Origin of the sequence: Candidatus Corynebacterium faecigallinarum, assembly GCF_052264515.1 — a bacterium.
In the GTDB taxonomy this organism is placed as follows: Bacteria; Actinomycetota; Actinomycetes; order Mycobacteriales; family Mycobacteriaceae; genus Corynebacterium; species Corynebacterium faecigallinarum.
In genome coordinates, this window is sequence record NZ_JBQQOC010000007.1 from 72,170 (window position 1) to 98,781 (window position 26,612).

Sequence of the window (26,612 nt, forward strand, 5' to 3'; positions counted from 1 at the left end):
GATGGTAGGGGAACAGGTGGAGCCCGGGGCAGGGCAGTCCACCGACCGTAGCCGTGAGCAGGCCCGCGCCGACGACGAACTGCGTCGCCGGATCGGATCGGCCGGGGATGTCACCGTCCGGCTCGCCGGTGTCGACGAGACCTCCGGCGAGATGCCGCACCGGCACTGGGACGGACTGGCCGGGGCGCTGGTCCGGGGCGATCAGCGGATCAGCCTGGAGCGCCCCTACGCGGTGCTCGGCGGCCCGGGCACCGGCAAGTCCTCTCTGCTGGTGGACACCATGGTCGACTACCTGCGGGCTGGTGGCAGGGCCGAGGAGATCATGGTGGTGACCCCCTCCAAGGAGGCGGCGACGTCACTGCGTGAGCAGCTCATGGCAGTGCTGCGCACTGAACCGAACTACGCGGCCACCGCCACCCCGGTGCGGTCGGTGCACTCCTGGGCCTTCGTCATGCTCCGGGCGGTCGCCCAGGCACAGCAGGACGACACCGTCGCCCTGCCACGGTTGATGACCGGCGCCGAGCACGACATGCAGATACGCGCACTGTTGCGCGGCCACGCCGAGGACGGCACGGGTGCCTGGCCGGAGGACATGCGTCCGGCGCTGCCCCTGGTCGGATTCGCCCGACAGTTGCGTGACCTGCTGCTCCGCGCCGCCGAGCGCGGTATCGGGCCGGATGAACTGTGCTCTCTGGGGCGGCAGCATGACGAGGCCATGTGGGTCGGTGCCGGGGAGTTCCTGCGGGAGTACCACCAGATCCAGGCGCTGTCGCGCTCGCAGAACCTCAATGCCTCCGAGCTGCTGCACGTCACCCTCGACGCCCTGGACCAGGCACCGGCGGTGCTGGAGCACCAGTCCTCCCGGATCCGGCTGCTGCTGGTGGACGACGCCCACAACCTCGACCCGGCGGCCGGGGCGTTCCTCTCCCGGTTCATCCGGCCCGGCGTCCGGACCCTCGTGGCCGGGGACCCGGACCAGTGTGTCTTCCATTTCCGAGGCGCCGACGAGGAGTTCCTCAGCCGGATCGCCGCCGAACCGGACCAGCGGGTTGTGCTGTCGGTCTCCCACCGGCTGCCGGACACCCTGGTCACGGCCGTCAACGACCTGGAGTCCCGCTTGCCCGCCGCGCCGACCCGGGTGGCACTGCGCCCGGGTGGAGATGCTGCTGAATCTGCAGGCGCTGCGAATGGTCCCGGTGCCGAAGCTCTGCAGGTCCGGCACTCGCCGTCGACGACGGCCGACCATCTCGCCGTCACCGACGAGGTGCGGCGTGCCCACGTCAGCGAGAACGTCCCCTGGGACGACATCGCGGTGATCGTCCGGTCCACCGGTGCCATCCCGGCACTGCGGCGCACGCTGCTGTCCCACGGGGTCCCGGTCACCGTCGACCAGACCAGCGTGGTGCTCGCCGAGCAGCCGTTGGTCAACGTGCTGCTGCTGGCCCTGGACGCACTGGTGCGCCCCCTGGAGCCTGCGGAGATGCAGCGGCTGGTGGAGAGCCCCGTGGGTGGGGCAGACCCGGTGATGTTGCGCCGGGTCGAGCGGGCGATCGCCCCGGTACTCGCAGGCACCGGGATGCGGGCGATGGAGGCGGTGACGCTGATGGTCACCGGCCGAGCCGACCCAGCCCAGGCCGAGGCCTGGAGCAGGCGGTTCGGACCTCGGGAGCAGACCGTCATCGACCGGCTCACCCACGTGCTGGACGCCGGGCGCAGCGCGCTCGGCGATGCGACGGTGACCTCCCCGGTGGAGGAGGTGCTGTGGGCTGTGTGGCAGGCGGCGGACCTGTCGAACTCACTGCAGCGCCAGGCCTTGCGCGGCGGCACCCTCGGATCCCAGGCCGACCGTGACCTCGACGCGGTGATGAGCCTCTTCGACCTTGCCGGTGACGTGGTCGAACGCACCCCCTCGGCCACGCTGGAGACCTTTCTTGACGAGGTCCGGGCCCAGGAACTGCCCACCGGTGGCCGTGACCGTCGCGGTACCCGGCCGGATGCCGTGGAGATCCTCCCGGCGCATGCCGCAGCCGGACGGCAGTGGCAGGTCGTGGTCGTCGCCGGGGTGCAGGAGGACAGCTGGCCGGCTGGTCCCACCGTCGGTGGCCTGTTCGGTCAACAGGAACTCGTCGACTGGGTGGACCGGGGGATCAGTCCGGAGATCCCGGTGTCGCGGGCGGCTGCGGCATTGGCGGAGGAACGCCGGCTGTTTCTGCTGGCGATCTCCCGGGCGACCCGGCGCACCCTGGTCACCGCGGTGGACGCCAGCGGCGACGACATGAGTGTGCCCTCCCGGTTCCTCGCTGAGATCACGGGTGAGATGACCGGTGACCCTGCTGACTCTGCTGACGGTGCTGACGGTGCTGACCCTGCCGAGGAGAATGATCCCCGCCGCGTCCCGGTCACCCAGACCCCCGCGCTACCCCGGGTCCTGGCCCTGGAGCCGCTCGTCGCAGAACTCCGCGACGCGGTGTGCGACCCCCACCGACCCGGTCATGAACGCGACGCCGCGGCGTCCAACCTGGCCCACCTCGCGGCCGCCGGCGTCTACGGCGCCGACCCCGACCACTGGTGGGGTACCGCCGAGGCGTCCGCAACCAGCCTGGCCGCGGGGACGGTCGTGCGCATCAGCCCCACCACCCTGGAGAGCATGGACGACGACGGCTGCGACGCAGTGAACTTCCTTATCGGCCTGACCGGAGGGGCATCAACCGAGGCGATGAAGGTCGGCGTGCTGATCCACGCCGTGGCCGAAGGATTCGCCGCCGGATTTACCCGGGAGGAGGCACACGACATCGTCACCGACTCCGTGCCGCATCTCGTGGACGGACCCGCCTGGACCGCCGGGCCACTGCTGGACAGCTGCCTCGAGGCGGTCGACCGGCTCGACGACTGGATCGGTGAGCGCGACACCGCCGCCGCCGCATCCGGACGCACCGTCGAGGTCGAACGGAAACTGGAGGCCACCATCGGCGAGACCCCCGACGGACTGCCGGTGGTGCTCGCCGGACGGACCGACCGGCTGGAGATCGACCCCGACGGTCATGCCCTGGTCATCGACTTCAAGACCGGCAAGACCCCCAAGACGAAGAAGGAGGCCGCCGACAGTGCGCAGCTGAAGGCCTACCAGCTGCTCGTCGCCGCCCAGGACAACGCCGATGACAGGACGCCCGCCGCGACACCGTGGCTGCCGGACGGGGCCATGCTGGTCTACCCACGCCGCGTCGCTGCCTCGATCACCGTGCTGCAGCAGCCGACCCTGACCGAGGAACAGTTGGCGGAACTCCGGGAGTTCGCGGTATCGGCCGCCGACCGGATCGCCGGACCGATCTACCGGGCGACCACCAGGGACTGTGAGGGCACCGGGCGTGCCTGCCTGTGCCCCGCCTGCCGCGCCGGGGAGCAGGTGGTCTAGATGGTATCCCTGATCAGCCCCACCGACCTGTCCTCCCTCCTGGGGCAGCCCTTCGGCCCCACGGCACAACAGGCCGCGGTGATCGGCGCCCCGTCCGGCCCGACCCTCGTGGTCGCCGGCGCTGGTGCCGGCAAGACCGAGACGATGGCCGCCCGCGTGGTCTGGCTGGTGGCCAACGGACTGGCCACCCCGGAACAGATCCTGGGTCTGACCTTCACCCGTAAGGCCGCCCGGGAACTGGGGCTGCGCATCCGCGCCAGGCTGCAGACCCTGGCGGACTCCGGCATCCTGGACGACCTGCCCTCCGATGACCCGCGCCACGAGGCATTGCGCAATATCGTGCCCACCGTCTCCACCTACGACGCCTACGCCGGCACCGTCGTCGGCGAATACGGGCTGTTGCTGCCGATGGAACCCGCCGGACGCATCATCTCCGACACCGAACGCTGGATGATCGCCCGGGACGTCACCCTCGACTGGCCGACCGGGTTCAGCACCAACCGGTCGCTGCCCTACATCATCGACGACATGCTGGACCTCAACGACGAGATGGACAACCACCTGGTCACCGTCGACGAGGTCGAGGCAGAGTGTGCGGCGACCGCCGCCGAGATCGACGGACTGCCCGACCGTGACGGCAAGGTCCTCAAGACCGTGGACGCCGCCCTCGAGAAGTTCACCGGGGCGCTGACCTACCGCCGTGAACTCCTGGAGCTGGTCCACGCCTACCGCCGCCGGCTCAGTGACCGGAACCTGATGACCTTCGGCCAGCAGATGTCGAAGGCCGCCCAGCTGGTCGACGCCCACCCCCGGGTCGGCCAGAGTCAACGCCGCCGGTTCCGGGTGGTGATGCTCGACGAATACCAGGACACCGGGCACGCCCAGCGGATCCTGCTGCGCAACCTCTTCGGCGACGGACAGGACCCGCAGCTCACGGTGACGGCGGTGGGTGACCCGATGCAGTCGATCTACGGCTTCCGTGGTGCGACCGCAGCCAATCTCACCCACTTCACCAGTGACTTCCCCACGCAGGACGGTACGGCACCGACCCTGGAACTGACCACGTCCTGGCGCAACCCCGCCAGGGTCCTGGACATGGCGAATACGGTGTCACGGTGGTCGATGGACACCGATACCCCACTGGTCTCACCGCTGACCTCACGCCCCGGCGCCGGTAGTGGCGAGGTCAAGGTCGGCTGGTTCGACACCCGGGAGCAGGAACTGGAGTGGCTCGCCGATGACCTGGCGGCCCGCTACCACGCCCGGGACACCAGCACCCCGTTCTCCGCGGCGGTGCTGATCCGTAAGAATGCCGAGGCGCAACCGATCCACGACCTGCTGGTGGCTCGCGACGTGCCGGTGGAGATGACCGCCGGGCCCGGACTGTTGGACGTCCCCGAAGTCGCCGACGTCTTCGCCACCCTGCGGGTGGTGGTCGACCCCAGCGACGATATCGCCATGCTCCGGCTGCTCACCGGGGTGCGCTGGAACATCGGGGCGTCCGACCTGCAGGCCCTGGCCCGACGGGTCGACCAACTGTCGCGCCGGGGAAGAGCGACCGGTGCCGAAGCTGCCGATATCGCCGGTGGTGACACCGCCGACACTGCTGCCGACAGTCACGAGGACGATGCGGAACTGACCGGGCTCAGTGCCGTGGTCGCCCCACACGAGGGTGACTCCGACCCGCTGGCGACGGTGCGCCGCCGGCTCGCCGAGATCGACCGCGAGGCCACCCGGGTACCCGTCGGACTCGCCGAGGCACTGGCCGACCTGCGGGGCATGGCCGACTTCGGCATGTCCACCGCCGGGGTGCAGCGGCTGACCGAACTGGCACGTGAACTTCGCTACCTGCGTCGGTACTCCGCGTCGAAACCGCTGACCGACCTGGTCGCCGACATCGAGAAGATGACCGGGGTGCGTACCGAGGTGCTCACCCGGTACCACCGCGACTCCCGCCGGTCCATCGGGGCCAGCCACCTCGACAAGTTCGCCGAGGTCGTCCGGTCCTTCGCCGACCTGAGTGCGGCAACCCCTTCGGCACTGGTGGACTACCTGCGGTCTGCCGCGGAGCGGGAGAAGGGGCTGGAGCCCGGGGAGACCGAGGTCCGGACCGACTGCGTCCAACTGCTCACCGTCCATAAAGCCAAGGGACTGGAATGGGGCATCGTCGCGGTGCCGCACGCCACCCGAAAGACCTACTCCGATGCAGTCAAGCGTCCTACGACGACGTCCTGGACGACAACCGGCAAGGTGCTGCCCTCAGGCCTGCGCGGTGACGCCCGCGACCCGCTCGACCTCGAGGACATGACCGGGGCTCCGGTGCTCGACCTGTCCGGGGTCATCGACCGTCGGGGAGTGGTCGAGGCGCAGGAGGCCTTCACCGTTGCGCTGGGACAGCATGCCGCGAAGGAGGACGACCGGCTGTTTTACGTCGCCGCCACCCGCAGCGAAGAGGTGCTGCTGGTCAGCGGAGCGGCGTTCAACAACGACGCCCGCACCCCGCTGGACCCTTCGGTGGCGTTGACCCTGATGCGGGACCGGCTCGAATCGGTGTCCCCGGAGTCGGTCGTGACCTGGTCCGACCTGGGCATGGTGTACTCGAAGAAGGAACTGGCACGCCTGGAGAAAGGCCCGCACCACCGGGAGGACGCGGTGATGGTGCCGGAGAACCCGGCGGCACGCAACGACCTGGTCACGGATTATGAGCGGCAGTTCCCGGAGAATCCCACCGCCGTCTGGCCGCGGCCGACCCTCACCGACCCTGCCCATCCCGACTACCACGTCGATGGAGTTGCACGCGGCATGGAACTGGTCCGCGGGCGAATGGACACGGCATTTGCTGACGTTACTGATACTGCTGACGCTGCTGGTGCCGGTGTGACTGGGATTGATACCGGTACCGTCGCCGCCCAATGGGCCCAGGAGACCCGGCTGCTCATCGACGAGCTCACCGCCGAATCCGTCCCCGAGGTCACCGTGCCGGTGGGCGCACGACTCACCGCGACCGAGGCGGTGGCGATGCAACGTAACCCCGAGGAGTTCGCCCGGCGACGTCGGCGCCCCGTCCCCCTGGAACCCCGGCCGTACACCAAGCGCGGCACCGCCTTCCACAACTGGGTCGAACGCCACTACGGCACCGTCACCCTCTTCGACGAGGACGATCTGCCCGGTGCCGCGGACGCCACCCTGACCGACCCCGCCCTGGAGCAACTCAAACAACGATTCCTCGAGAGCACCTGGGCCCACCGCACCCCGGCCAGCATCGAGGGATCCTATTCGGTAACCTTGGCCGGACAGGTTTTCGAGGGGCGCATCGACGCGGTCTTCCACGACGGCGACGACCCGACCACCGGGTGGACAGTGGTGGACTGGAAGACCGGGCGGCGGCCCACCGGACCGGAACTCGCGGCTGCGGAGATGCAGCTGGCGGTGTACCGCCTGGCCTGGGCGCAGGTCATCGGTACGCGACTGGGTCGTAGGGTGGACCCGGACGGGGTCCGCGCCGCATTCCACTATGTTGGTCTCAACGAGACCTACGAGCCGCGGGATCTGCCCACGGCCGGTGAACTGGAGACCATGTTGACGTCCGTCGGCACACACACCGGCCCCGATACCGACAACGGCGGAAACGCCGCTACCGGTACCGGCCGCGAGGAAGGAGGGTGAGCGATGCGTGACGGCCTTGACGCACTGCCGCCGCGGGCACTGCTGAACATCGTCAACATCCCGGCCAGTGCACCGGTCAGTCCATGGTGGCTGATCAGCCGCCGGGTGCTGTACGCGATGACCCTGCTCCTGGTCGCGGCCCTGGTGGTCTACCTCGACCGGGACGGCTACACCGGGGTGACGACGTTCCTCGACGCCGTCTACTACTCGGCGGTGTCCCTGTCGACCACCGGCTACGGCGACATCGCCCCGGTCACCCAGCAGGCCCGGCTGATCAACGTCCTCGTCATCACCCCGATGCGGGTCATCTTCCTGATCCTGCTGGTCAGCACCACCCTGTCGGTGCTGACCGAGGAGTCACGCAAGACCCTGCAGATCCGTCGTTGGAGAAAACACATGCGCAACCACACCGTCGTGGTCGGATTCGGCACCAAGGGACGGGCGGCAACCACCGCCCTTCTCGCCGACGGCCTGCCACCGTCCCAGATCGTCGTCATCGACACCGACGCCGATGCCCTTGCCCACGCCTCATCGCGGGGACTGGTCAGCGTGCAGGGGCCGGCGACGTCCTCGGAGGTGCTCAAACTCGCCGGGGTGACCCGGGCGAAAGCGGTCGTGGTGGCACCGAACCAAGACGACACCGCGGTGCTGATCACCCTGTCGGTCCGTGAGATCGCCCCGAGCGCGACGATCGTGGCCTCGGTGAGAGAGTCGGACAATGCGCACCTGCTGCGGCAGTCCGGTGCGGACTCGGTGGTGGTGTCCTCGGAGACCGCCGGGCGGATGCTCGGGCTGGCCACGGTCAGCCCGTCGGTGACCGGCATGATGGAGGACCTGATCAGTCCGGACGAGGGCTTCTCCATCGCAGAACGTCTGGTCGGGGAGGATGAGGTCGGTGGCAACCCCCGCAACCTCGAAGACATCGTCCTCGGCGTGGTGCGCTCCGGTGAGCTCTACCGGGTGGACTCGGTGGAGGCGGAGACGGTGGAGCCCGGTGACCGGTTGCTCTACATCCGCGGGGGCTCCGACCACCCCGCTGATCACCCTGCCGACCACTCCGCCGGCGACACCACCGGCCATACCGCCAACAACTCTGAAGGGACAGCATCGAAGTGACCCCGGGCAGCGGACGACTCACCCAGCTCAACCTGGATGCCCTGGATCCTGAGCAGCTCGGGGCAGCGACGGCACCGCGGGGGCCGGTCAGCATCATCGCCGGTGCCGGCACCGGTAAAACCCGTACGATCACCCACCGGATCGCCCATCTGGTCTCCGGCGGATTCGTCAACCCCGACCACGTGCTGGCAGTGACCTTCACCAACCGTGCCGCCGCCGAACTGCGCGAACGGCTCACCATGATGGGTGTCGCCCGGGTGCAGGCGAAGACCTTCCACGCCGCAGCAATGCAGCAGTTGCGCTACTTCTGGCCCAAGGTCGTCGGCGACACCCCCTGGGAACTGCTGGACTCCAAGTTCCCCCTGGTCGCGCGTGTCACCCGGGCGACCGGCACCGAACCGGACAAGACGCTGCTCTCCGATCTGCTCGGCGAGATCGAGTGGGCGAAGGCCTCGTTGATTTCCCCGGTGGACTACCCCTCGCACATCGGACCGGACCGTCGGGACTGCCCGGTGGACCCGGCCCAGTTCGTGAGGATCTTCGAGGGCTACGAGAAGGCCAAGGTCACCCCGGAACGCGCCCTGCTCGACTTCGATGACCTGCTGGAGTCCATGGCCGGGCTGCTGGAGACCAATGTCGGGGTCGCCGACGAGTTCCGCTCGCGCTACCGCACCTTCGTCGTCGACGAGTACCAGGACGTCACCCCGCTGCAGCAGCGGCTGCTGGACGCCTGGCTCGGCGACCGCGACGACCTCACCGTCGTCGGCGACGCCAACCAGACCATCTATTCCTTCAACGGGGCGACCCCCGACCACCTGCTCCGGTTCTCCAGCCGGTTCCCCGAAGCCACCACCGTCCGGCTGTTCCGGGACTACCGCTCGACCCCGCAGGTGGTGGAGTTGGCGAACAACGTGATCAGCCGGGCCACCGGACGTGCCGCGGGTACCCGGTTGACCCTGGAAGGACAGCGTCCTGCCGGGCCGGACCCGGAGTTCACCGAGTACCCGGACGAGACCGCCGAGGCAGCCGACGTCGCCCAGTGCATCGCCGAGCTGATCCGGCAGGGTGTGGCCCCCGCGGAGATCGCGGTGCTGTACCGGATCAACGCCCAGTCGGCGGCCTTCGAGTACGCCCTCGACCAGGCCGGGATCGCCTACCAGGTCAAGGGCGGGGAAGGGTTCTTCCACCGTGCGGAGATCCGGCAGGGGATCCAGGCACTGGGTCAGGCGGCGCGCCGGATCCGTGCCCGCAGTGGCGCAAGCGGTGGAGAGGATGGTGACGGTGTGGATGCCGGGGCCCCGGCCGCCAGCCTCGTCGCCCAGGTGAAGGCGGCGCTGCAACCGGTCGGTCTGACATCGGTGGAACCCACCGGCGCCCAGGAACGGCAACGGTGGCAGTCGCTCAGCGCCCTGGTTGACCTGGCCAGCGAACTGGCCACCACGAACCCGCAACTGGATCTCGCCGGACTTCTCGTCCTGCTGCGTGAACGGTCCGAGTCGAAGAATCCGCCGCGGATGCAGGGTGTCACCCTGGCCAGCATCCACGCCGCCAAGGGTCTGGAGTGGGACGCTGTGTTCCTCATCGGGCTCGTCGACGGAACCCTCCCCATCCGTCATGCCCTGAAGGGGTCGCATTCCGTGGACGCCATCGAAGAGGAACGCCGGCTGCTGTACGTCGGTGTGACCCGAGCCCGGGAGAATCTGCACCTGTCCTGGTCACAGGCGCGCCAGCCCGGCGGTAAGGCGACCAGGCGACGGACCCGCTTCCTTGACGGACTGGTGCCGTGGGAGGCTGAGCGCGATGCACAGCGTGCCGCGGAAGCGACGTCGGGCGCCGGAGCGTCCCACCGCGGGAGACAGGGGGCGCCGAAGGACAAGGACGCCTGCGCGATGTGCGGCACCCGCCTGACCACCCCGGAACACCGCATCCTGGGGGTGTGCGAGGCCCATGCCGGGGATGTCGACCAGACCCTGGTCACCGAGCTTCGGGAATGGCGCAACACCACCGCCAAGTCCCGCGGGGTGCCGGCCTACGTGGTGATCAGTGACGCCACACTGCGCGGGGTGTGTCACCGCAAACCCGCCACCGAGCAGGAACTGGTGCAGGTCCCCGGCATCGGTCCGGTGAAGGTGGAGCAGTTCGGCGACGACATCCTCGGCATCGTGAACAACTACACCTGAGTCAGCCCGCGGGCCTGCCGGGCACCGGCGCAGGCCGGACAGTCCGGGTCGGCCATCGGGGTCCAGGACTCCAGGCTCAGTGTTCTCGGATCGAACATCCGACGACTCAACGCCTCCGGTGGCAGCTCAGTGGGGAAGGGGCGTCCGGCCGACAGCATCTCGTGCACCACCCCGGTGACCACGGTCGCCGCCAGCTCATTGGACACCGCGCTGGTGGCCGGCACGCTGGTGCAGCTCTGGGCCCGTACCATCCGCCAGTCGGCATCCAACTCCTGATAGGCGATATCCGCACAGCTCAGGCAGGGTGTCACCCCGGGATTGACCACCGGGCCCACGATCACCCGACCGTCCACCACGGCACAGGGCAGGTGGGTCACCCCGCGTTCCATCAACCGGTAGGTCACATCCGGCGGAGGGAAGAGCTGGCCGGCGAGGACCACCAGCCCGGCAGGGGTGAGGCGTCCGAACGCCGCGGAACCCGGAACGATGGGTTCTGCGGCGATCCCGCGGCGCATCAGCGCCTGGACCAGGGTGCTTGACGGTGCTCCGGGCCCGGTGACGTGGACCGGCAGTGGCTGCGGTAGGACGGTCAGCAGCCCGGTGCGCTGCAGTTCGGCAAGGATGCCACGCGCGTGGGCTGGGGCGATCCCGCAATGGCCCAGGCGGGTCACCAGGAAGGAGCAGGTCACCGGACGTCGGGCCTCGCGGAACACCAGCATCACCTGGGCAGGTGAGGCACGTTCGGGCAGCGGGAGGACCAGGCTCTGGCCGGGGATCGTGCCGAACTGGAGATGGTCCGGCGGGCGGAGGATCAGGGCGGTGGCTTCGCGCAGCGTAACCCGGGTGTCGGCGTCGATGCCGGCGACACTGCCAGCGCCGATGCAGGTGTCCATGATGGCCCCGGGACTCGTCCCGTTCATGTAAAATCCCCCTTGACTGGCCCCTGTGCCCGGTGCCCCGACGGGCACGGTCCCTTGACAGTGTAGCGGAGAGAAACCGACGGGAAGGTGAATCATGGCAGGACGGCGGACGACCCCGACCCGGGCGCAGCTCGAAGTCGTGGATGATTTCGCCCCCGATGTCGAGATTCGTCTCTCCGCCCGCCGCGAGCGCACCATCGCCGGACGCATGGAGCGCGGCAGGGTGGTTGTCCTGGCACCGATGTCGATGGACGCCAAGACCTTGCGGCGCTCCACCAGCGACCTGGTCGACCGGGTCAGACGGAAGAACAACGTGGCCGCCGGGCAGGAGTCGGACGATGACCTGCTGCTGCGTGCTGCGGAACTCAACGACAAGTACCTGGAGGGGCGGGCGGAGTTCCAGAGTGTGCGGTGGGTGTCGAATATGACGCGACGGTGGGCGAGCTGTTCGGTGGCGACCGGTCGGATACGGATCTCCGACCGGCTCAAGGAGGTCCCCGGCTATGTGCTCGACTCTGTGATCATCCACGAGTTGGTGCACACCTGGATCCCCGATCACGGTGCGGAATTCCATGAGTGGGCGGACCGGGCGCCGCGGGTGGACCGGGCGTCCGGCTACCTGGAGGCGTACGGACGCTGGGGGATCGGCGGCGGGGACGGTGATGCTTCGGGGGACGGGGCCGGTACAGGTTCCGGCCCGGGCGGCGAGCCGGGCATCGACCCGACCGAGGTCGACTGAACCGCTTCCGTGCCGTGGATCCGGAATCCATCACACCTCGGGTGATTCCCATATGCTAAGACCCGCAGGTCATAGACCTGCGGGTCGAGAGTTCGCGGCGGCGGAGGTGTGATGGATTGTCCAGTTGCCGCCGCTGCCGGCTACTTGTCGGAGTTGGACGCTCCGTCGTCGCCGTTGTCACCGCTGTCGCCGTTGGTGTCCGAGTCGTCGCCGCTGCTGTCGGCGTCGTCGGAATCCTCGGCATCGCTGTCGTCCTCGGTCGAGGCGCCCTCACCGGGTCCATCGAAGCCCTTGTTGAGTTCGCGCTCCAGCTTCTCGATCTCGCTGATCGGGTCGAAGCTGGCGGAGTCCTCCATCGAGGCCAGCACCGAGTCGATGAACTCGGCCGGGGCATCCAGGTCGGCGTCCACCGGGAGGAAGTCGGGGTGGTTCCACACCTCGTCACGACGCTCGATGCCGACCGCCACGGTCAGTCGACGCCACAACTCGGCGGCCTCCGAGGCCTTCGGTGCGGACAGGCTGATGCCCACGGCCTTGACCAGGGCATCCATCCCCGGCTGGTCCTTGTCGCGGTACATCGACCAGGCGGCACCGATGCTGGCGGCGACGGGCAGCCGGTCGCCCAGTGCCTCGCCGACGACCAGGTCGACCCAGCCCTCGATCAGCGACAGGCTGGTCTCCAGACGGATGCGTGCGTGGTCGGTCGAGGAGACGACGGTCGGAGACAGGTCGGAGTCCTGCAGCTGGGACATCATCTCCTGCATCTTCTCCGGGTCGCCCAGCATCTCCGGGTTGAAGTTCTGGCTGGCCTCCTCCATCGCGGAGTTGTCCAGGCTCAGGCCGGTGGCGAACTCCTCGACGTCGAGGATGACCCGTTCGACGAGCCACGGGACGTGCTGGAACAGTCGCAGGTGTGCGGCCTCGCGGGCGGCGAGGTAGATCAGCGTCTCCCGGCGCTCCGCCCCCAGTTTCTTCGACAGCTCATCGAGCTGGGAGGTGTTCACCGCCGCCACGGACCCATCGGCCAGGGGGATCCCCCACTGGGTGGACATGGCGACCGTGCCGGCGAGCTGGCCGAGGGTGCGGCCCAGCTGCATACCGAAGTTCATGCCGTTGATCTGGCTGAAAATGCCGGACATCGGCCCCAGCTGGGAACGGATCTCCTCGGGCAGGCCGTCCATCGTCGCCGCACCGAGCTTCTCGGCGAGCGGGTTGATGACGCGCTTCCACCGCGGCAGAGTCTCATCAAGCCACTGGGAGCCGGTGAAAGCCACCGATCCGGTCGCCCCAGCGGGCAGGACGGTGACTTCATCCAGCCACAGTTCGACCAGCCGGACGGACTCGGCGACAGCCTGGCTGTCCTTCGCCGCGGGCTGCTTTCTGGCGGCGGCACCGGTGAGCTGCTGGCGGGCGATGCGCTCAGCCATGGCGTAGTTCACTGGGCCCTGGGCGTCCGGCGAGTTCATGTCCCGCCCGAATCCGGCGAGCATGTTGCCGAACTGGCCGAGGATGTCGCCGAGTCCCGGGCCCTGACCGCCGGCTCCACCTGCGCCGCCCGTACCGCCAGCTCCACCTGCGCCGCCGGGGCCTCCGGCACCGGGCGCGCCGAAGAGGAAGCCGAACGGGTTGGCTCCGAAGCCGAAGGGGTCGTTGTTTCCGGAGTTCCCGTTTTCGTCGTCCCGCCGGCGACGCTCGTCGTCTGACTCGTCGTCGGGACCGTTGACACCGAATCCGAAATTGCTCATGCCCCGAGCGTACCTGCGTTACCTCCGCCTCCCCAGCGTGTTCCGTGCGCTCACAGCGAACAGGTATCCCGGGGTATCGGGGTGCAGGCTGTAGAGTATGCGGGGTGAGTTTCCGCAGCACCTCCCCGAAGTCTTCGTCAGGATCCTCGTCTGGGTCGGCAGACGAGTCACAGGACACCGCGTCCGGGCGCGCCCGGACGACTGCCGGGCGACGTCGGATACAGACCGTCGCTGTGGGCATGGTCCCGGTGATCGCCCTGGCTGCACTACTGGCGGTGCCGTCGGTCCCGGGTACCGACATTGACCTGAGCGTGCCCTATGCCGCGGAGGGTGAGGGGCCGACCTATGACACGCTGGGTGAGGTCAACGGCACCCCGGTCGTCGACATCACCGGGACCCAGGCCGACCTGGAGGAGACTTCCGGGCAGTTGAACATGACCACGGTGGCTGTCCGCACCAAACTCAGTCTGGCCGAGGCGATGCGCCGCTGGCTGGCCACCGACGACACCCTGGTGCCGGTGGAGCAGGTCATCCCCTCGGACTCCACCCCGGAGGAGGTCGCACTGCGGAACGCCCAGGCCTTCGCCGCCTCGGAGTCCAATGCCACGGTCGCGGCGATGGCCCACCTGGGCCGCCCGTTGGAGACCACGGTCTACGAGCTGTCCGAGGGGGCCCCGGCGGACGGGATCCTGCGGGAGAACGACGTCATCACCGCCGTCGACGACACCGAGGTCACCGTCCCGGCGGATGTCACGAAGACCATCGCCGGGTATTCTCCCGGCGACGAGGTGGAGTTGACCGTGAACCGGGGAAGTGAGGAGCTGACCGAGAAGGTCACCCTGGGGGAGGTTCCGGAGGAGTTGCAGGGGACGTCCGGCACGGCCGAGGACGCCGGGGCCAGCGAGGGCGCCTACCTGGGCGTCACCATGGTCGCCCAGCCGGCAGGCGACCTGAAGGTGCGCTACAACCTGAAGGACATCGGCGGGCCCAGCGCCGGGTTGATGTTCTCCCTGGCGGTGGTGGACAAGCTCTTGCCCGGCGAGCTGACCGGCGGGAAGTTCGTCGCCGGCACCGGCACGATCTCCGCAAGTGGCTCGGTCGGGTCGATCGGCGGCATCAGCCACAAGATCGCCGCCGCCCAGGGTGCCGGGGCCGAGGTCTTCCTCGTGCCCGACGGTAACTGTGCCGAGGCCACCAGCCGTAGCTACGACGGCGACATCGACCTGTTGAAGGTCGATTCCCTGGAGGGTGCGGTGGATGCCCTGGAGGCGTACAGCAATGGGGAGGACGCGCCGACCTGCGGTTAGTTCTCGGCGATCAGTCCCCGGGGATCAGTCCTCGGGGATCAGTCCTCGGGGGGGGGGGGGTCAGTCTTCGAAGGTGTAGCGCAGCATTGCCGTGACCCCCGGGGCCAGTTCAGCGTCCTCCATCCCGCCGAGCAGCTCGACCTTGTCCTCGGCGAAGGGGTCGGAGTCAAGCTCCTCCTCGGTGGGACGCAGCTGCAGCAGGGTGCGGTCCGGCCCGCCGTCGATCACGCCGGTGAACAGTCGCGCCTGGCGGGGCTCAGCGGCACCGGCGGCGCCGTCAGTACCGTCTGCACCACCGGCGGAGTTGCGGAAGACGATCTCCTGGGCGAGCACTGCGCCGACGACGACCTCGGGCCAGCGCACCGTGGAGATGTAGTCGCCGAGTTCGTCGGAACCGGGACGCAGGTGGTCCGGCAGGTCGTCCTGCACCACCAGGGCCAACGGGGCAGCCCCGGTCCCGTCACCGTCCGACGAGTCGTCGCCGGTATCGCCGGCGGCCAGGACGTCCTGCACCAATTCCGCTGGGACCAGCGCAAACAGGGTCGCGGGACGGTCCCACCCCTCGGCGTGGACGAAGTCGACGGCCTCGCGCAGGGCGGCATTGAGCGGGCGGATGTCGGACTGGAAGTTACTGGCGTTCATCTTCTGCGGACCTCACTATGACGGCGGACGGATGCGATCAGTAGTCTAGACGGTGAGAATCGTGCCGCCGGGCACCCCTGGCCGCACCCTGACCGACAGCAGGAGAGAACCGAACCCTTGAGCATCCCGGAAATCCCCACACCCGGACGCAGATCGAAGATCCTCGGCGTCGTCGCCGTGGTCGTCGCTCTGTTGTTCTTCCTCGTCCCGGTAATCGTGTCGAACTACACGGAACTCCAGTGGTTCCGGTCGATCGACTACCAGGCCATCTTCCTCGGCGTCCTCGCCACCAGGGTGGTGCTCTTCATCATCTTCGGTCTGCTCGCCGGGCTGATCGTGTGGGGCGCCTGCTTCGCGGCCTACCGTTCGGCGAAGCCCACCGGTGAGGACGACCTCGCGGACATCACCGACCTCTCCGACCTGGGCATGGAGTCCGGCGGATCCCCGCTGTCGCAGAACCGCGAGGAAATCCGCAAGGCACTGCGTCCCTTCCTCATCATCGTCCCGCTGGTCGCCGCACTCGCCGCGGGCATGATCGCCCAGGGCAACTGGCGTATCGTCCGGATGTTCTTCTCCGGCGGGGACTTCGGCGTCACCGACCCGCAGTTCCAGAAGGACCTGGGCTTCTACGCCTTCACCCTGCCGATGCTGCAGTTCGTGCTCTCCACCCTGTCGATCCTGTTGATCGTCGCCTTCCTGGTGAACCTGCTGGGCCACTACCTGCTCGGCACCATCAGCACCGGTAACCCGCGGATCGGTGAGAAGGCCAGCATCGGTGCCCCGGCACGCAAGCAGCTGACCATCATCGCCGGCGTCTGGATGCTGCTGAAGGCCGCGGACTACTGGTTCCAGCGCTACGGCCTGCTGAACAAGCAGCACGAGACCTTCACCGGTGGTTCCTACACCGACATCAACGCCCTGCTGCCGGCCAAGATCCTGCTGCTGATCGTGGCGATCTTCGTCGCCGCGATGTTCTTCAGCTCCATCGTCCTGAAGGATCTGAGGGTTCCGGCCCTGGCCGTCGCCCTGATGGTGGTCGCCAACCTGGCGATCGGTGTCGGCTGGCCGGCCATCATGGAGCAGTTCTCCGTCAACCCGAACCGTGCGGAGAAGGAGCGGGAGTACATCGCCCGCAACATCGAGTCCACCCGCCAGGCCTACGGCATCGAGACCCGTACCGAATCCTCGCGTGAGGACTACGAGAACGAGGACGGCCAGGTCATCTACGAACGCGGTTGGGGCGGACAGGCATCCGGTGACGCCAGCGAGCGTCGCTCTATCGCCGACGACGACGCCACCCTGTCGAACATCCGCCTGCTCGACCCGGAGGTGCTCTCCCCGACGTTCACCCAGCAGCAGCAGCTGCGTAACTTCTACGGCTTCCCCGACGACCTGTCGGTGGACCGCTACGAGGTGGACGGCGAGATGCGCGACTTCGTCGTCGCCGCCCGTGAGATCGACCCGAACGCCCTGTCGGGCAACCAGACGGACTGGATCAACAAGCACACCGTCTACACACACGGCAACGGTTTCATCGCCGCCCCGGCCAACAGAGTCGATGAGGTTGCACAGGACGCCGCCTCCGCACGTGGTGGCTACCCGATCTACACCGTCGCCGACCTGCAGAACCTCGAGGAAGATGCGCTCGGTGGCGAGCTCGACGTCGACATGGAGCAGCCGCGTATCTACTTCGGCCCGGTGATCTCCGGCTCCCAGGAGGAGAACGCCGACTACGCCATCGTCGGCGATGACGGCTCCGGCAGTGACCGTGAGTACGACACCGACAACTCCAGCTACACCTACACCGGCTCCGGTGGTGTGGGGGTGTCCAACATCTTCAGCCGTGCGATGTACGCCGCGAAGTACCAGGAGATGAACATCCTGCTGTCGGATGTCATCGGCCCGGACTCGAAGATCCTCTACGACCGTGACCCGCGTGAGCGTGTCCACAAGGTCGCCCCGTGGCTGACCACCGACTCCAAGACCTACCCGGTGGTCATCGACGGCAAGATCAAGTGGATCGTCGACGGCTACACCACCCTGGAGGACCTGCCGTACGCCGAGCGCACCCAGCTGGACTCGGCCACCGCCGACACCACCACCGACGATCCCGCCTCGGTGCAGCGTGCGGTGACCAACGAGGTCAGCTACATCCGCAACTCCGTCAAAGCCGTCGTCGACGCCTACGACGGCTCCGTGGACCTCTACGAGTTCGACGAGGAAGACCCGGTGCTCAAGGCCTGGGAGGGCGTCTTCCCGGACGTCGTCCAGCCGAAGGAGGAGATCAGCGACGAGCTGATGAGCCACCTGCGTTACCCGGAGGACCTGTTCAAGGTCCAGCGTGAGCTGATCGCGAAGTACCACGTGGACGACCCGGGCGTGTTCTTCACCAACGACGCCTTCTGGTCCGTGCCCAGCGACCCGACCGCACCGGAGGGTCAGCAGGAGCTGGCCCAGCCGCCGTACCACGTGGTCGCCACCGACCCGGAGACGAACCAGCCGAGCTTCCAGCTGATCACCCCGTTCCGTGGTCTGCGTCGTGAGTTCCTGTCGGCACACATGTCCGTCAGCTCCGACCCGGAGACCTACGGCCGTATCTACGTCCGCCAGCTGCCGACGAACACCCAGACCCAGGGTCCGAAGCAGGCGCAGGACACCATGATGTCCTCCGACGAGATCGCCCGTGAGCGCACGCTGCTGCAGGGCACCAACGACCTGACCAACGGAAACCTGCTGACCCTGCCGGTCGGCGACGGTCAGATCCTCTACGTCGAGCCGGTGTACTCGCAGCGCGCCGACCAGGAATCCGCCTTCCCGAAGCTGCTGCGCGTGCTGGTCAGCTACAACGGTCAGGTCGGTTACGCCCCGACCGTCGGTGAGGCACTGGAACAGGTCGGCATCGATCCGGACGCGGTGACGGACATCTCCGAGTCCGGTGGCGAGGCCGCCGACGAGAACGCCGCCGCCGCCGAGGGTGACTCGGACAGCGACTCGGATTCGAGCTCGAGCTCGAGCTCCAGCTCCAGCTCCGATGACGACGAGGATGCGTCCACCTCTACCGGTGGTGACAGCGGCTCCGAGCCGAGCGACGACCAGATGGCGGCCATCCGCGACGCGATGGAGAAGGTCAACGACGCCCGCGAGAACGGCACCTTCGAGGAGTTCGGTCGCGCACTGGACGAGCTGGACAAGGCCGTGGCCGACGCCCAGTAGAAACCCGGGTGGAAACACCCGGAAACTGTGTCGGAGCAGGCGATTTCACATCGCCGCTCCGGTGCGTTACAGTAATGGAGTCGCCAACGAGGGCGGGGCACACAATGTCCTGCTGGTTGGCAACCCGTCGCGGGGTGGAGCAGCTCGGTAGCTCGCTGGGCTCATAACCCAGAGGTCGTAGGTTCGAATCCTGCCCCCGCTACAAAGGACAAGGCCCCCGGAGAAATCCGGGGGCCTTCGTCGTGCGTGCACACCCTGGCCGGGCACTACCCGGCGCATCGTCCCGAAAATCTGGGTCAACTACGGTGGTTGTTGATCTGACCGACTCGTACGGTGTGAACGGGAGGGCTGAATTGTGAGCACAGAGGATGATGTCCGCCGTCTCGCGGGATCATTGCCCGAGGTGACCGAGCGCACCTCATATGGCATGCCCGCGTTCTACGTTGCGGGAAAGACATTCCTATGGTTCCACGAGGAACCTGGTGTGCTGGTGTAAGGACCCCTCGGAACGCGAACTGCTGCTCGCGACCGGAGAGGCAAGTTCTTTACGACCGCGCACTATGCGGGCCATGCCAGCGTCCTTGTCCGGCTGGAACGCGTCGAGGCCGACGAACTTGCCGAGCTCGTGACCGACGCGTGGGAGGCCCGCGCCCCGAAACGCCTCACTGAGGCCCCGGGTAGGCAGTAGGGTCTGCGTCGCGGAGGGGCCTGTCGGTTCGATCCCGGGTGCTTTCGTCGGGATAATGGGATTTCTCCATCATGTCGCCCGGTGTTCACGTACCGTCCACCGGAGGGGGATAGCATTCCACTTCTGTCCCCAGCGACCCCATACGCACTGACGAGGAGAATCCGTACCCATGAACGACCGTCCCCGCCGAGGCATCCCCGCCGCCCCGACGTCTGCGTCCCAGACCACCCGAGTCCTGACCCTCGCCCTGGTCCCGGCACTGGTCTAGGCCTCGTGGCTGCCCCGGCACAGGCGCAGATAGAGCCCCCGGCGGTGGTGGGGGAGTACCTTCCCGCGACCAAGACCCCGGTTCAGCACGAGGGGGCCCCGGTGCCGCGCCCGTTCGGGGTCGAGGAGTATGGCTGGTACATCTCCGATATCAGTTCCTACACCGGCGGCGTCTACTACGACGTCGTCGCCGGGTTCAACGACCTCCGCGAGAACCACCCCGACGTGATGGCCGAGAGCCTCGACATCGTGGTGGACGTCAACAACAACGCCGACGCCACCACGATCGCCCGCGCCCAGGTCGATGCAGCCGCCGACGACGCCGACCTGCTCACCGCCCTGTCGGACGCCTTCGGTGAGAACCTCGGTGGCCACCTGCGCACCGCCCTGGCGGAGAACCGCCTGCCGAAGACCCGTATGCTGCTCGACTCGGGCTACCTGTCCCGCGCCGGTGGCCTTGCCAGCTCGACCCTGGTGGAGAAGGAGATCTTCGGCTACGCCCGACCGTTCGAGGTCGCCCCTGACCGGATCACCAAGCACACCGACGGTGGGGACGACGACCTCTACGAACTCGGCGGCACCAAGGCATTCCCGTCCGGCCACACCAACCAGGCGTCCTGGACGACCACGCTGCTCGCCGTGCTGCTGCCGGAGCTGGCACCGCAGCTGCTGGCCCGCGGCGCCGAAGCCGGCTACAACCGCATGGTGATGGGCGTGCACTACCCGCTGGACGTCATTGGTGGCCGGATGACCGGTCAGGCCGCCGCCGGCGACCGGTGGAACGACCCGCAGATGCGCGGCGTGCTGAAGCAGGCCGGTGAGGAGATCCGCAAGGAGCTCGAGTGGCGGACCGGCAAGCCCCTGGCTGAGACCGTCGCCGAGGACTCCGCCTACCGGTCCACGGAGGCCGCCGTGGCGGAGTACACCGAGCGGATGACGCACGGTTTCGACCCGGTCGGTGACACGGACGCGCGGCTGACCGTCCCGCAGGCTGCCCCGGCGCTGCTGAGCACCGCATTCCCGGAGCTGTCCTGGGACCAGCGTGCCCGGGTCCTCGCCGCGACCGCCCTGCCGTCCGGCTACCCGCTGGACGACCAGACCGCCCGCGGACGGGACGCCGGCAACTGGCAGCGGATCAACCTGGCCGCAGCCTTCGCCGCCGAGGTGTCGGTGGGTGCAGACGGGGCCCTGACCGTCAACGGCCAGCCTGCCTGACGAGGGAGCGTATGGCTGGCTACAACCTCTACACGTCGCAGGACCTGGACCCGTCCCACAGCTGCGAGGAACTCCTCGCCGATCTCGCGGGACGGAACTGGGGGCTGCCGGACGGGGCCCGACGCGCCCAGCTGGATGTCGCCCGGCAGGTGCTGGGGAATCCGGTGCGACGCGACATGTACGACAGGCAGCTGGGGGACGCGACGGTCACCGTCTCCCGGGAGGATGTGGAACGGCTGGCGTCCATGGAGCTCCCCGACGACGGTCTCCCATTGACGGAGTCGGGTGCGGAATCGGATGAGGAGCCCGCGGGCATCTTCGCGGAGTCGAAGGGCCTGATCGCCATTGCCGCCGCCCTGGTGATCGTCGTCATCGGCATCATGGTGATGCTCTTCTTCGGCGGGTGGTGAAACGTCACTCCCGCCCTCGGGTGGTCTGAGGGGGTCTGGACCACCCGGGAGCGGGAGTGAGAGGAGAGTAGGGGGGAGCGGACGTCAGGCGGCGATCGTCGCAGCGTCCGACACGTCCGCGTCCGCGGCACCGTCTGCACCGGCACCGTCCTTGTCGCCCTTGCCGGTGACCTGCTTGACGATGATCACGGTGATCGCGGAGACCACCATGCCGGCGATGACGGCGACGAGGAAGCCCCACCAGGTGTTGTTCTCCATCAGCGGGGCGACCCAGACACCACCGTGGGGTGCACGGCTTCCGACCTCGAGGGCCATCGAGACCGCACCGGTGACCGCACTACCGAGCATCATCGACGGGATGATGCGCAGCGGGTCGGCGGCGGCGAAGGGGATCGCGCCCTCGGAGATGAAGGAGGCACCCAGCAGCCAGCAGGACTTGCCGTTCTCGCGCTCCTCCTTGCTCCACATCTTCGGACGCACCGCGGTGGCCAGGGCCAGGGCCAGCGGCGGGACCATGCCGGCGGCCATGACCGCGGCCATGACCTGGAAGGCTGCCGGATCGCTGGTGGACAGTCCGGCGGTGGCGAAGAGGTAGGCGGACTTGTTGACCGGTCCACCCAGGTCGAAGCACATCATCAGGCCAATTATCATGCCGAGCACGATCGCCGAGGAGCCGGACATGTCGGCCAGCCAGTTCTGCAGGCCGTCCATGAGGGCGGCGAGCGGACGACCCAGCACCAGGAACATCGAGGCGGCGGTGACCAGGGTGGCCAACAGCGGGATGATCACGACCGGCATCATGGAGCCCAGCCAGCGCGGCACCTTCCAGGTCTGGATCCACATGGCGACGAGACCGGCGATGATACCGGTGATCAGGCCACCGATGAAGCCGGCGCCGACCAGCACGGAGATGGCGCCACCGACGAAGCCGGGGACGATGCCGGGCCGGTCGGCCAGGGCGTAGGCGGTGTAGCCGGAGAGCGCGGCGACCAGGAAGCCCATGGCGGTGTTACCACCGCCGAAGAGGACCGCACCGAGGTAGAGCAGCATGCCGGAGCGGTCGGTGAACTCCTCACCGGCACCGATGTCGTAGGGCAGGGCGTCCGGCGTGTTCCAGAGGGAGTAGTCGATGACGACGGTGTCCCAGACGTTGGCCACGTTGTAGCCGCCGACCAGGAAGCCGAGGGCCATGAGCAGACCACCGGCGGCGACGAAGGGCACCATGTAGGACACACCGGTCATCACGGCCTGCTGGATGCGACGTCCCCAGCCGGCGTTCTCGGAGTCGTCCCCGGATCCGCTGCCACCGTCCCCGGAACCACCGTCGCCGGTGGCGGAGACCCGCGGCGGGTTGTCGGACTTGGAGGCGGAGATGGCCCGGTCGATCAGGGCGTCCGGCTCGGAGATGCCCTTCTTGACGGGCACGTCGACGACGGGCTTGCCGGCGAACCGGGCGATTTCGCGCACGCCGACACCGTGGGCGAAGATGACGGCGTCGGCCTCGTCGATCCGGGCCTGGGTTAGCTTGTCGCCGCCGGAGGAGCCCTGGGTCTCGATGATGATCTCGACGTCGTCACGGGTGTCCGCGGCGCCGGTGAGGGCGTCGGCGGCCATGTAGGTGTGGGCGATGCCGGTGGGGCAGGACGTGATGCCGACCAGCTTCACCGGACGCGCCGCGGCGGGCGCGGTGGGCGCGGCTGCCTCAGGCTCAGCAGCGGGCTCAGCGGTCGCGGCGGCCGTTGCCGCGGCCTTCTTCTTTTTCTTCTCCAGCACCTCGGTCACCAGGGTGACGATCTCGTCCTCGCTCTGCGCCGAACGCAGGGCGGCCACGAAGTCCTTCTTCACCAGGGCGCGTGCCAGGGTGCTCAGCACCTTCATGTGGGCACTGCCGCCACCTTCGGGGGCGAGGATCATGAAGACCAGGTCGGTGTCCGCACCGTCGTCAGCACCGAAGTCGGTGGGCGTTTTCAGCCGGGCGAAGCCGAGCGAGGGCTCCGTCACGGCGGTGGTGCGGCAGTGGGGGATGGCGATGCCACCGGGCAGTGCGGTGGCGGCCTGCTCCTCGCGGGCATGGATGTCGGCCAGCAGCTGGCTGGTGTCCTCGGCGCGTCCTGCCGACACCTGAAGGTCAGCCAGTGCGGTGAGCACGGCCTCCTTCTCGGCCGGCAGGTCGGCATCCAGCGAGACCAGATCGGCGGTGATCACCGGCCTGGTGGCTGGATCTGTGGACTCTGGGTTAGTCATGGTCATGCACTCCTTGGTTCGGGGAGGGTGTCGGGGAGATCATGAGGGGTGGGCAGTGTGGTGCCCGGGAGAGTCACTGCGGTGGTTCCGTGCGCCACCGCGAGGGAGAGCCGGTCGGGGGCGGGGAGGCCGCGGACGGCCCCGACGACGTACCCGGCCAGGGTCGAGTCGCCGGCTCCGACGGTGGACACGGCGGTTACCGAGGGGCTGGGGCAGAACCAGGCCGAGGGGTCTGCCACGGTGGAATCGTCCCGGCTGACCAGCAACGCTCCGGCGGCGCCGAGGCTGACCAGTGCAGCTCCGAAGCCACGGTCCAGCAGGGTGGACGCTGCGGTGACCACCGCATCGAGGTCGCCGGACGCTGCAGCGGCCTCCATGGCGTCCCCGTCACCGCCGGTGATCTGTGCCAGCTCGTGGGAGTTGGGCTTCACCAGGTCGGGTGCGGCGGCCGGGTTACGGTCGGCGAGGTCGACCAGGGCGGTCAGGGCGGCGTCCGAGGTGTCCACGGCGACCCGGAAGCCCATCTCGTGGGCCGTCGCGGTCATCGTGGCGTACCAGTTGTCGGGGTAGCCCGGCGGCAGGGATCCCGCCAGGACCAGCCAGTGTGGTCCGTCGAGGTGCTGGGCGGTGACGTCGGTGAGTGTGTGGGCCACGGCATCGGCCAGGGTCTCCCCGGTTGCTTCGGTGTCACCGGGGGAGTTGATCTTGGTGGTGACACCGTCGGCGTCGGTGAGGGTGAGGTTGACCCGAACGTCGGTGCCGGTGCTGCTGTTACCGCCGATGAACCGGGCAGGCAGGTCTGCGGTACGGACCAGGTCGGCGAAGTCGCTGGTGGGGTCAGCCGGGGCGAGGGCCAGTACATCGTGGCCGGCGTGGTGGATGACGGTTGCGACGTTGATCCCTTTGCCGCCGGCCTGGTCGACACCGGAGGCGACGCGGTTGACGCCGCCGATCTCGAGTGGGCCGGACAGCGACTGGGATCTGTCGATGCTGGGGTTGGGGGTGACGGTGATGATCACGCCTGGATCACGTCCATTCCTTGGTGTCGGAGATCGTGGAGGACCGGGGTGGAGAGAACGGGGGCGTCGGTGATGAGGAGGTCGACGTCCTCGGCGGTGGCGAAGGAACACAGCAGTTCCTCGCCGAGTTTCGAGGCATCGGCCAGGACGACCCGGGTCCGCGCCGCCCGGACCATGGCTGCCTTGGTCTGTGCCTCCGCGGGATCGGGGGTGGAGAATCCGAAGTCGCTGCTGATGCCGTTGGTGCCGAGGAAGGCGACGTCCGCCCGTAGCGTCCTGAGAACACCGACGGCATCGGACCCGACCACTGACTGGGTGATCGAGCGGACCCGTCCGCCGAGCATCCGCAGGGCCGGGCCGCCGCCGTCGGGCGGGTGGGCGGAGAGCTGGTGGCCCAACAGGACGGAGTTGGTGACGACGGTGAGGTCGGGTCGTTCCAGGAGTGCGCCGGCCAGGGCGGCGGTGGTGGTCCCGGAGTCGACGATCACCGAGCCGCCGGTGGCGGGCAGTTGGTCGGCGGCGGTGCGGGCGATGCGGGCCTTGGCCTCCAGGCCGGTGCCGGAGCGCACGGCGACCGGGTTCTCTTCCCGGCTGTGGGGACGCAGCGGCACTGCGCCGCCGTGGACCCGGCTCAGACGTTGCTGGCGTACCAGGACGTCCAGGTCGCGACGGATCGTCTCCGCGGAGACCCCGTGGCGGGTGGCCAGTTCAGTGACTGACATGCCCCCGTGGGCGACGATGTCATCGGCGATGGCGTCCTGACGCTGTGGCGCGTACATACCCCCCATTGTCTGTGGGAACGTGTGGAAGGTCAACGGTTATATGAACATTCTGTGGCTATGCGACAGGTAAATGGTCACAATCAGGCATGGTGGTTGTCAGTCACCACACGGCGACGGCCCTTTCGGGGGTGATCTCGGAGTTAGCGAATGTTCTACTGACATAACGTGGCCGGACGGCGATTAGGCTGGGGACCATGATCCGCCCTCGCCTCTGTGTCGCTCTCGTCGCCCTCTCCGCCGCAGTGATCGCCGGTGTCTCCGCCCCTGCGGCGACCGCCGCCCCGGACGTTCCGTCCTTCAGCCCGGACGGGGTCCAGAACGCTGTCAACCACGCCGTGGACACCGCCGTGGACACCGTCCTCAACACCACCGGTGAGCCCGGCCCGCACCGTATCGAGGGCCACTACTTCACCTCCCCGGGCGTCCCGGCGGCAGCTGAGGAGGCTCGTCCCGAGGTCCTCGTCGGGCCGTCCACCCCGCTGGTCGTCGGCCCGTCGGTGTGCACCACCGCCGTCGCCGGCTACGACGCCGCCGGTAACGCTGTGGCAGTCACCGCCGGCCACTGTGGTTCGCCCGGGGACGAGGTCAGTTCGGCCGACGACCCGGAGGGCACCGTGATCGGCACCTTCGAGCGCGCTGGTGCCGTGGACAACGGGATCATCCTGCTCAACGAGAACGCCCAGGTGACCAACAGCTACAACGGCGTCTCGATCAACCAGCTGGGTGGCGCGGCGCCCGCGGACTTCGGTGAGGTGTGCAAGACCGGAATCACCACCGGGACCAGCTGTGGTCCGGTGTTCGCCACCTCCGGGGCGCAGTTCGCCACCCATGTCTGTGCCTCCCACGGTGACTCCGGTGCCCCGGTCTATGCCGGTGGACGTCTGCTCGGTGTGCTCAGCGGCGGCCTGTCCGCACTCCCGACCTGCCAGCACCCCCTGCAGGGGCCGCTGCATTCCCCGGCGCTGAGCACCTCCTGGGACAGCGTCGGTGCTGAGATGGACGCCGCCGGCGGTGTCGGCGCAGGTTTCCGCCTGGCCTGATCCTTCT

At 68.4% G+C, this 26,612-nt stretch carries 16 protein-coding genes and 1 tRNA gene; 11 read left to right on the forward strand and 6 right to left on the reverse strand.

Features of this window, described 5'->3' with window-relative positions; all coding sequences use genetic code 11:
- Window position 1: 1 nt before the first annotated feature.
- The 4 genes from ACTXPP_RS05345 to ACTXPP_RS05360 are packed head-to-tail and all read left to right on the forward strand — an operon-like array spanning window position 2 to window position 10,374.
- Window positions 2-3,412: a UvrD-helicase domain-containing protein gene (locus ACTXPP_RS05345; protein ID WP_443341234.1), complete on the forward strand. Its 3,411-nt coding sequence runs from the start codon at window positions 2-4 to the stop codon at window positions 3,410-3,412.
- On the forward strand, window positions 3,413-7,078 hold the full coding sequence (locus tag ACTXPP_RS05350; protein ID WP_443341235.1) for an ATP-dependent helicase: 3,666 nt from the start codon (window positions 3,413-3,415) through the stop codon (window positions 7,076-7,078).
- Window positions 7,079-7,081: 3 nt separating this feature from the next.
- Window positions 7,082-8,194 carry a potassium channel family protein gene (locus tag ACTXPP_RS05355; protein ID WP_443341236.1) on the forward strand — a complete coding sequence of 371 codons (1,113 nt, stop codon included), beginning with the start codon at window positions 7,082-7,084 and terminating at the stop codon, window positions 8,192-8,194.
- Window positions 8,191-10,374 (forward strand): ATP-dependent DNA helicase UvrD2, encoded by a 2,184-nt coding sequence (locus tag ACTXPP_RS05360; protein WP_443341238.1) that lies wholly within the window; start codon window positions 8,191-8,193, stop codon window positions 10,372-10,374. Before ACTXPP_RS05355 ends, ACTXPP_RS05360 begins: the two co-directional genes overlap by 4 nt.
- Here ACTXPP_RS05360 and ACTXPP_RS05365 read toward each other — a convergent pair.
- Window positions 10,365-11,294, reverse strand: a complete 930-nt coding sequence (locus ACTXPP_RS05365) for a TOMM precursor leader peptide-binding protein (protein ID WP_301494746.1) — start codon at window positions 11,292-11,294, stop codon at window positions 10,365-10,367. The two genes, ACTXPP_RS05360 and ACTXPP_RS05365, sit on opposite strands and share 10 nt — an antisense overlap.
- Before the next feature lie 94 nt (window positions 11,295-11,388).
- Between ACTXPP_RS05365 and ACTXPP_RS05370 the strand changes: the two genes are divergently transcribed.
- A complete protein-coding gene (locus ACTXPP_RS05370; RefSeq protein ID WP_367618751.1) occupies window positions 11,389-12,033 on the forward strand; it encodes a M48 metallopeptidase family protein in 645 nt (214 codons plus the stop codon).
- Between the two features lie 140 nt (window positions 12,034-12,173).
- On the opposite strand, the gene ACTXPP_RS05375 is transcribed toward ACTXPP_RS05370, so the two are convergent.
- Complete coding sequence (locus ACTXPP_RS05375) at window positions 12,174-13,778, reverse strand: zinc-dependent metalloprotease (protein ID WP_301496393.1); 1,605 nt, start codon at window positions 13,776-13,778, stop codon at window positions 12,174-12,176.
- Between the two features lie 239 nt (window positions 13,779-14,017).
- On the opposite strand from ACTXPP_RS05375, the gene ACTXPP_RS05380 reads away from it, so the two are divergent.
- Entirely contained in the window at window positions 14,018-15,085 is a 1,068-nt protein-coding gene (locus ACTXPP_RS05380) for a YlbL family protein (protein ID WP_443341274.1), read from the forward strand.
- A gap of 60 nt (window positions 15,086-15,145) precedes the next feature.
- Here the strand turns inward: ACTXPP_RS05380 and ACTXPP_RS05385 are convergent, their stop codons facing one another.
- Window positions 15,146-15,727, reverse strand: a complete 582-nt coding sequence (locus ACTXPP_RS05385; RefSeq protein ID WP_301496391.1) for a PPA1309 family protein — start codon at window positions 15,725-15,727, stop codon at window positions 15,146-15,148.
- Window positions 15,728-15,844: 117 nt separating this feature from the next.
- On the opposite strand from ACTXPP_RS05385, the gene ACTXPP_RS05390 reads away from it, so the two are divergent.
- The 4 genes from ACTXPP_RS05390 to ACTXPP_RS05405 all read left to right on the forward strand — a co-directional run bounded on the left by ACTXPP_RS05390 (window position 15,845) and on the right by ACTXPP_RS05405 (window position 21,520).
- Window positions 15,845-18,940: a UPF0182 family protein gene (locus tag ACTXPP_RS05390; protein WP_443341241.1), complete on the forward strand. Its 3,096-nt coding sequence runs from the start codon at window positions 15,845-15,847 to the stop codon at window positions 18,938-18,940.
- A 128-nt stretch (window positions 18,941-19,068) separates the two neighbouring features.
- Window positions 19,069-19,142 (forward strand) — tRNA-Met (locus ACTXPP_RS05395).
- 759 nt (window positions 19,143-19,901) lie between these two features.
- Entirely contained in the window at window positions 19,902-21,110 is a 1,209-nt protein-coding gene (locus tag ACTXPP_RS05400; RefSeq protein ID WP_443341242.1) for a phosphatase PAP2 family protein, read from the forward strand.
- A gap of 11 nt (window positions 21,111-21,121) precedes the next feature.
- Window positions 21,122-21,520, forward strand: coding sequence for a hypothetical protein (locus ACTXPP_RS05405; protein ID WP_301496383.1), 399 nt, complete (start codon window positions 21,122-21,124; stop codon window positions 21,518-21,520).
- An 84-nt stretch (window positions 21,521-21,604) separates the two neighbouring features.
- Here the strand turns inward: ACTXPP_RS05405 and ACTXPP_RS05410 are convergent, their stop codons facing one another.
- From ACTXPP_RS05410 to ACTXPP_RS05420, 3 genes are read right to left on the reverse strand one after another with little or no spacing between them, the layout of a single operon-like run.
- Entirely contained in the window at window positions 21,605-23,764 is a 2,160-nt protein-coding gene (locus ACTXPP_RS05410; protein WP_443341244.1) for a PTS fructose transporter subunit IIABC, read from the reverse strand.
- 2 nt (window positions 23,765-23,766) lie between these two features.
- On the reverse strand, window positions 23,767-24,783 hold the full coding sequence (locus ACTXPP_RS05415; RefSeq protein WP_443341246.1) for a 1-phosphofructokinase family hexose kinase: 1,017 nt from the start codon (window positions 24,781-24,783) through the stop codon (window positions 23,767-23,769).
- Complete coding sequence (locus ACTXPP_RS05420; RefSeq protein WP_443341248.1) at window positions 24,780-25,562, reverse strand: DeoR/GlpR family DNA-binding transcription regulator; 783 nt, start codon at window positions 25,560-25,562, stop codon at window positions 24,780-24,782. The genes ACTXPP_RS05415 and ACTXPP_RS05420 overlap by 4 nt, the downstream gene beginning before the upstream one ends.
- A gap of 197 nt (window positions 25,563-25,759) precedes the next feature.
- On the opposite strand from ACTXPP_RS05420, the gene ACTXPP_RS05425 reads away from it, so the two are divergent.
- Complete coding sequence (locus tag ACTXPP_RS05425) at window positions 25,760-26,605, forward strand: S1 family peptidase (protein ID WP_301496712.1); 846 nt, start codon at window positions 25,760-25,762, stop codon at window positions 26,603-26,605.
- Window positions 26,606-26,612 lie beyond the last annotated feature (7 nt).

Coding starts and splice junctions, on each gene's coding strand:
- ACTXPP_RS05345 (WP_443341234.1), top strand. CDS start 2: ATGGTAGGGGAACAGGTGGAGCCCGGGGCAGGGCAGTCCACCGACCGT.
- ACTXPP_RS05350 (WP_443341235.1), top strand. CDS start 3,413: ATGGTATCCCTGATCAGCCCCACCGACCTGTCCTCCCTCCTGGGGCAG.
- ACTXPP_RS05355 (WP_443341236.1), top strand. CDS start 7,082: ATGCGTGACGGCCTTGACGCACTGCCGCCGCGGGCACTGCTGAACATC.
- ACTXPP_RS05365 (WP_301494746.1), bottom strand. CDS start 11,294: ATGAACGGGACGAGTCCCGGGGCCATCATGGACACCTGCATCGGCGCT.
- ACTXPP_RS05370 (WP_367618751.1), top strand. CDS start 11,389: ATGGCAGGACGGCGGACGACCCCGACCCGGGCGCAGCTCGAAGTCGTG.
- ACTXPP_RS05375 (WP_301496393.1), bottom strand. CDS start 13,778: ATGAGCAATTTCGGATTCGGTGTCAACGGTCCCGACGACGAGTCAGAC.
- ACTXPP_RS05380 (WP_443341274.1), top strand. CDS start 14,018: ATGGTCCCGGTGATCGCCCTGGCTGCACTACTGGCGGTGCCGTCGGTC.
- ACTXPP_RS05385 (WP_301496391.1), bottom strand. CDS start 15,727: ATGAACGCCAGTAACTTCCAGTCCGACATCCGCCCGCTCAATGCCGCC.
- ACTXPP_RS05405 (WP_301496383.1), top strand. CDS start 21,122: ATGGCTGGCTACAACCTCTACACGTCGCAGGACCTGGACCCGTCCCAC.
- ACTXPP_RS05410 (WP_443341244.1), bottom strand. CDS start 23,764: ATGACTAACCCAGAGTCCACAGATCCAGCCACCAGGCCGGTGATCACC.
- ACTXPP_RS05420 (WP_443341248.1), bottom strand. CDS start 25,562: ATGTACGCGCCACAGCGTCAGGACGCCATCGCCGATGACATCGTCGCC.
- ACTXPP_RS05425 (WP_301496712.1), top strand. CDS start 25,760: ATGATCCGCCCTCGCCTCTGTGTCGCTCTCGTCGCCCTCTCCGCCGCA.